Annotated in this window: 6 protein-coding genes; all 6 read left to right on the top strand. The window is 27.5% G+C overall.

Annotated elements, in window-relative coordinates; genetic code table 11:
* Positions 1–115 precede the first annotated feature (115 nt).
* The 6 genes from xerA (at position 116) to L0U72_RS06235 (ending at position 6,313) form a co-directional block, all read left to right on the top strand.
* Positions 116–1,189, top strand: coding sequence for a site-specific tyrosine recombinase/integron integrase (xerA, locus tag L0U72_RS06210; protein WP_233898682.1), 1,074 nt, complete (start codon positions 116–118; stop codon positions 1,187–1,189).
* A 117-nt stretch (positions 1,190–1,306) separates the two neighbouring features.
* Positions 1,307–1,561 (top strand): type II toxin-antitoxin system Phd/YefM family antitoxin, encoded by a 255-nt coding sequence (locus L0U72_RS06215; RefSeq protein ID WP_058885304.1) that lies wholly within the window; start codon positions 1,307–1,309, stop codon positions 1,559–1,561.
* Position 1,562: 1 nt separating this feature from the next.
* Complete coding sequence (locus tag L0U72_RS06220; RefSeq protein ID WP_058885305.1) at positions 1,563–1,820, top strand: Txe/YoeB family addiction module toxin; 258 nt, start codon at positions 1,563–1,565, stop codon at positions 1,818–1,820.
* A gap of 853 nt (positions 1,821–2,673) precedes the next feature.
* Positions 2,674–3,660, top strand: coding sequence for a hypothetical protein (locus tag L0U72_RS06225; RefSeq protein ID WP_233898676.1), 987 nt, complete (start codon positions 2,674–2,676; stop codon positions 3,658–3,660).
* A gap of 225 nt (positions 3,661–3,885) precedes the next feature.
* Positions 3,886–4,938, top strand: a complete 1,053-nt coding sequence (locus L0U72_RS06230; protein ID WP_262909833.1) for a PD-(D/E)XK nuclease family protein — start codon at positions 3,886–3,888, stop codon at positions 4,936–4,938.
* A 160-nt stretch (positions 4,939–5,098) separates the two neighbouring features.
* A complete protein-coding gene (locus tag L0U72_RS06235; RefSeq protein ID WP_233898678.1) occupies positions 5,099–6,313 on the top strand; it encodes a hypothetical protein in 1,215 nt (404 codons plus the stop codon).
* The last annotated feature ends 277 nt before the right edge of the window (positions 6,314–6,590 follow it).

The following is a 6,590-nucleotide window of genomic DNA, read 5'->3' on the forward strand; positions in this document are numbered from 1 at the left end:
AACGTATAAATATATGCTTATATTTGTTTTATTCATTCCTTTTTTTGAATTTTATACCGTGAAAGAAGCTTCAAAACATATTACCTTAAAGCATTTATATATTAATAATTGCAAGATGATTGGATTACAATTTTATCCGAATAAAGTTATTCATGCACTAATAAAAGAACTCCCTGAACCTAAATGGAGCGCGGAGTTTAACATGGTTTATTTAAAGTATTCTAAAAATAATATTAATGCTATTTTTCAAAAATTTAAAGGTGTTATTTGGATACATGGAAACGCTTTTTTTAAGGAAAAACCTATAAAAGATAACGTTTTACCAGATGTAAATGGATTTAGAAATAGAGTTAAAAAAGACATTTTTAAATATGTTCCTGAAAACTATTTATTAAAGTTAGAACTTAAAAGATACTCTTTAAACACTTGTAAAATATATATTTCATTGTTTGAAAAATTTATAAATCATTTTGGTGAACAAGCAATTAATGAATTATCAGAAAAAGAGATACAAGAATATCTTCAATTATTAATACAACAAAAAAAATCGAATAGCTATGTAGATCAATCTATTAGCGCTATTAAATTTTATTATGAAACAGTTTTAGGTATGCCTAATCGGTTTTACAGTATCGATAGACCAAGAAAAGTGCATCAGCTTCCTAAAATAATATCAAAAGAGGAAATTTTAGCTATTATAAATCATACAAATAACATTAAACATCGGTGTATTGTTAGTTTATTATATTCTGCAGGGTTACGCAGAAGCGAAATTCTTGATTTAAAAATAACGGATATCGATAGTAAAAGAATGTTAATATACGTTAATAATGCTAAAGGTAATAAAGATAGGTATTCGTTACTTTCCACAACGGTTCTTAAAGAATTAAGAGTGTATTATAAAGAGTGGCAACCTAAAACATATTTGTTTGAAGGTAGAAAAGGACAAAAATATTCTGCCGAAAGTATTACTGCAATTGTTAGAAAAGCGACTAAAAAAGCTGGTATTCTAAAAAAAGTAACTCCACATATGTTACGACATTCTTTTGCTACTCACCTATTAGAAAGTGGTACAAATTTGCGATATATTCAAAATTTACTAGGTCATAGCTCTAGTAAAACAACAGAAATTTACACACATGTTGCCTCTCATAATTTTAAAGCTATTAAAAATCCCCTAGATTTATAAAAAACATATATGATATATATGTAATAGTACGTATATTTGGTTGTTGCCAGCAATACGAAAAAAAATTGCATAAATCATGTTTTGTACATATATTTGTACTTAATAAAACACAACATTATGCAAATAACAACTGTTTCTGACTTCAGAAAAGATATTAAAAGTTACTTAGACAGAGTTATCAAAGACTTTGAAACATTAATAATAAATCGCGGAAAAGATTCTGGAATTGTAGTTATGTCATTGCAGGAATACAATTCTTTAATGGCTACAAATCATGAATTATCTTCACGAAAAAATGAATTAAGATTAGACTCTGCAATTGACAAACTAAAAAACGGAATGACCTTAAACAAAGACCTAATCGAAAATTAAAATGAAGTATACATTCGTTGACGAGTCTTGGGAAGATTATTTGTATTGGCAAAAAACAGACAAAAAAAAGTTAAAAAAAATAAATGAACTTCTAAAAGACATTGCTCGAAATCCTTTTGATGGGATTGGAAAACCAGAAGCACTAAAACATAAATACGCAGGATTTTGGTCAAGACGAATTGATAGTGAGCATAGATTGATTTACCAATATCGAGAAGGAGAAATCTTAATTGCAAAATGTAGATTCCATTATAACTAAAAAAGTACTGCTGGCAACAAAATATATAATTTATTGCTAGTGCGAACCTACTTACGAAAATCCTTAGGGGATTTTCTATTCCGTTTTTATTTACTTAATTTAGTGCTTGCAAAAATGCAACAAACCATATATAAAACGTTAGTTTTCATTGCTCAGAAAAAATGAGAATATTAAATAAAAAAGAGAATTATCGAGAATATTTAAATAATTAAAATGAATAAATCATGAATTTATAAACTCGTAAAAAAATGTTGTTTTGCTTGAATCTAAAAAATAAACTTTAGAATTTTAAAGAAAAAGTTCAGAAAAAAATAAACAAATTGAAAATCTTTAAACTCGTGAAAAATCGCTGTTTTACGTAAATATAAAAAAGAAAGTTTAGATTTTTAAAGAAAAAGTTTAATAAAAAACTCTGAATTTTAAACTCGTAAAAAAATTGCTGGTTTTCGTAAATCCAAAAAAGAATGTTTAGAATTTTAAAGAAAAAATAAAACATAAACAAATCTTGAATTTTAAACTCGTGAAAAAACCTGTTTTACGTGAATCTAAAAAAGAATGTTTAGAATTTTAAAGAAAAAATAAAACATAAACAAATCTTGAATTTTAAATTCTTGAAAAACTTAGAAACGCAAAAAAAAACGTGCTTATAAAAATGTTTCATAACGAAAAACTAACAACGTATATAATTAATTGCTGGTTTTCGCCTACATACGAAAATCCCTTGGGGGATTTTCTATTCCGATTTTTTTTACTAAATTTAGTCACGAATCACGCAAAAAATCATATACAAATCCGTTGTACACCATTAAAAAAAACAGCTTCTGTACTCAAGAACTTAATGCAGTAAATTTAAATGACTAAGAAAAGTATAATTAACAAATTTGAATTGGCATATGCTCCTCTGACAGGTTATGAATTTGCTGTAGAGAAAAAAAGTAAAATTCTCGAGAAAGCATTAGAAGAAGCCAGTTTGTATGTAATTGCTCAAAGACCCATTATTACTTTCGAAAATGTATCTCCTAATCCTTCCGATTATAGTTTAGAATTTGAAATACATCAAAAAGGAAATCTTAATATTTTAAAAGGTAAATTACCTTTAATACAAAGTTCTGCTGAATGTAATTTTGATGATAATATAGCTATTGCTTTTAATTTTCTAAATAACACAGAATCACAAATAGAACCTCCTTATAATAACTTACACGGATTTTCACTTGCTAAAATGGTAGGGGATAAACAAGAATTTCTGTTATGGTTCTCACCTGAAAAATTGCTTCAAAATTGGTGGAAAGAACAAATAGAATGTGAAATTGTCGGCGATTATAAATCTTTCTTAAATTATAAAGTGCATTATGTAGGAAAAGCAACCAAGCAAAGTATTTTAAAAAGACTAACTGGTCATAATACATTTCAAGATATACTTTCAATAGAAAACCCGATAACTTACAAAGATTTACCTAAACACGAAATAGCGGTTTTATGTTTTAAGTTTAAAGAAAATTTACAGTTTCAAATATTTGGAACCGACTCAAATATAAAAGAAATGACTTCTTCTTTATTGGGTGAGAATTTTCCAAATCAAGAAACTATCTTTTTAGATGCTGAGAAAGCTCTCATACGAGCTATTAATCCTAAATACAATAAAGAACTATTCAAAAATTACCCTAAAAGCAAAGATGGATTGTTTAAAGACAATTATGATTATATTTCATATTCATTTGTTGACCCAATAACTTTTAAATATAGTCAAGGGGAAATTAAAGGTATGTTGGGTTATGATGGTGGAGATTTAATAGTAATAAAAAATAACAAGGACATATCTTTAATAAAGAGAAAATAAAACGGTGTACAACAATGTGTATAGTTAATACGGGTTTAGTGTTTAATCCAAAGTTTTGTTTATATTTACTAAGTCCGTCAAATCATTTTGATTTGACTTTAGTACAGAAAAAGATAAAGGCAAACAAAATGCTTTGCCTCGTGCTAAATTGAAAGCCCTCTGACTTTCTATTCCCGCACTAAACCATACACGCAACGTTAGCAAATATTAAAAACCAACCCTTGAATGAACAGAACATTTTTTGAATATTTAGGAATTGCTGATATGGAAAAAATCCATTCTCAAATATTACAATGGATTTTATCTAAAGACAATAAAAGTTTGACTTCAAATCAAAAAAACGAATTCATCTCTGATTTTCTTAATATATCAAACTTCAAAGTTTCAGAAATAATCACGGAATACGAAAAAATAGATATTTTAATAAAATCTGAAAATGGAATAATTTGTATTGAAAATAAACTTAAATCTTCACAACATTCAAACCAATTAGATAGATATTTAAAATCTATTCAAAAAAAGTACGGAGAAATAAATACTAATTTTTTCTTTTTAACCTTAATAGATGAAAATTCAAACGATTCTAACTGGAAAAACATTAGTTACAACAAACTATTAAAGTCATTGCAAAAGTTAAAAATAGAAAAAAACACTGATGGCTTTATTCTTCTTGAATACATAAAAACTTTAGAAAATTTCTCTACAATAATAAATGACTTTTTACAAAAACCTTCCGATTTTATTAATGTATTCGATGATGGGAGCAAAACTAAACATCAAAAGAAAAAAGAAATTAAAAATATCAAGCAAAGATTTATAAGTGACAATCAATTAGAAACTATTTTTCAAAAAATGTATTTTAAAAAAGTTGCTGACCTTTTACAATTGAGAGATTTTTACATTGTTGAAACTCACGGAAATGCAATTTTAGGAGTACCAATCGAAAAAGGAGTTATCATAAATGGTAAATCATTCAATTTCGGTTTCGATTACCAAAAAGGAACATTTAAAACAATGTGTATTTCTACAGATTACGATAACTCAAAATCAACAGATATTCCTCACCAAATACCAGAATTATTTGAAAGAATAAAACAAAATGAAAAGTATGGTTACAAAAGAGTGAATAAGCCAAGAACTAAAGCTCAACATTCTTTGACAAAGAACGACAAGAGTAATATTGGAATTGATATTGAAAAATTTGCAGAAGTTTTTAAAATAGAAATGAACTTATCGAAAGAATTAATAAAAAATGAAATAATAAATAACATTTGCTAACACCGTATATAATTTATTGCTAGTTCTAGCTTAATTGCGAAAGTCCTTGCAGACTTTCTTGGTCGGTAATTATTTACTAAATTAGTTACTTGAAACACGCAACAAACCATATACAACAACGTTGTGCATAATGCGGAAACCAACCAAAAACCAATAAAAAATGACATCAGAAAATTTCGATAATCACACCATTTTTGACAGACTGAATTCTTTAGAGGAAATTTTGGCGAATGACGAAGTAAAAGAAAAAATTGACCTTGAAAAGCTTTCATATTTTCAAACTGTATTTTCGTATATAAATCAACGAGTTAAATTAACCATTCCTGATTTAGTGCAACAAACTGAATTAGATTCTTTGAGTACCGAATTGGACGCAGGAATTTCCCAAATAAATAGTTTTTTAGGAAATAATAATGCTGGACATTTAACTAATGCTACCAATAATTTTATTGCTGCTATAAACAGAATTAAAAACTTTCCAATCCCAGTTGCGAAAACTGATTTTAATTTTTCACGCAAAATTGCCGACTTTGAAAAAACAGCAAAAAGCAAATACAAATCTTTAGAAAAAGAAAAAGACGAACTCAAATCTGAAATTGAAAATTTCAAAACGGACCTGACTTCAAAAGAAACTGAAATTCAAAGATTACTTAAACTAATCGAGGGAAAAGAAACGGAAATCCAAAATCTAAACTCAACATTTCAGACTAATTTTAATAACATAAAATCGGAACACAATCAAAATTTTGAAAACGACAAAAAAACTTATCGTTCTGAAATTGATAAAGCAAAGGAATCATTTCGTGATGAAATTGATGAACTAAAAGAAAGTATTGATACAGATACCACAGATATTATAACAGAACTTAATACAAAACTGACAGAAGCAAAAAAACTTGTTAATTTAATTGGTAATGTTGGTGTTACTGGAAACTATCAAAATATAGCTAACAATCATAAGGATAGTGCAAATTTTTGGCGAGCGATTGCAATTCTTTTTATGGCTGTTTTTTCTGGACTTTTAGTCTGGACAATAATTGATTTGAGTTCGGACGGATTTGATTGGACTAAATCGTTAATAAGACTAATTGCTGCTGCTGCATTATCGTATCCAGCAACATATGCAGCTCGTGAATCTTCAAAACACAGAAAATTAGAGACAATTAATAGAAATGCCGAATTGGAATTAGCATCAATCAATCCTTTTATAGAAGGTCTTGCTGACGATAAGAAGCAAATCATCAAAGAGAAATTGGTAGAAAAGTATTTCGGTAATAATAAGAATAATGACTTTTTAGATACCAAAGAGGCAGAAGGTTTATCTATATCAGCTTTAGAAAAACTATTAAATGCACTATCGAAACTGAAAGGATAAAGCACTATGCACAACACCGTATATAATTTATTGCTAGTTCTAGCCTACTTACGAAAATCCTCGCGGATTTTCTATTCGGTTTGTATTTGCTAAATTAGGTGCTTAAAACACGCAACAAACCATATACAAACACGTTGTGCCCAATAAAAAAACTCGTTTCATAAGATAATTCAGATTAAATGATTGTATCTTTGATAGTATCAAATGATAGTATCAAAAATGAAACCACCTTACGAAATAACATCTTCTATTTTAAAATTAATAACTTCTATTTCTG

The organism is Tenacibaculum piscium (genome assembly GCF_021390755.1).
GTDB lineage: Bacteria > Bacteroidota > Bacteroidia > Flavobacteriales > Flavobacteriaceae > Polaribacter > Polaribacter piscius.

Coding starts and splice junctions, on each gene's coding strand:
- xerA (WP_233898682.1), top strand. CDS start 116: ATGATTGGATTACAATTTTATCCGAATAAAGTTATTCATGCACTAATA.
- L0U72_RS06215 (WP_058885304.1), top strand. CDS start 1,307: ATGCAAATAACAACTGTTTCTGACTTCAGAAAAGATATTAAAAGTTAC.
- L0U72_RS06220 (WP_058885305.1), top strand. CDS start 1,563: ATGAAGTATACATTCGTTGACGAGTCTTGGGAAGATTATTTGTATTGG.
- L0U72_RS06225 (WP_233898676.1), top strand. CDS start 2,674: ATGACTAAGAAAAGTATAATTAACAAATTTGAATTGGCATATGCTCCT.
- L0U72_RS06230 (WP_262909833.1), top strand. CDS start 3,886: ATGAACAGAACATTTTTTGAATATTTAGGAATTGCTGATATGGAAAAA.
- L0U72_RS06235 (WP_233898678.1), top strand. CDS start 5,099: ATGACATCAGAAAATTTCGATAATCACACCATTTTTGACAGACTGAAT.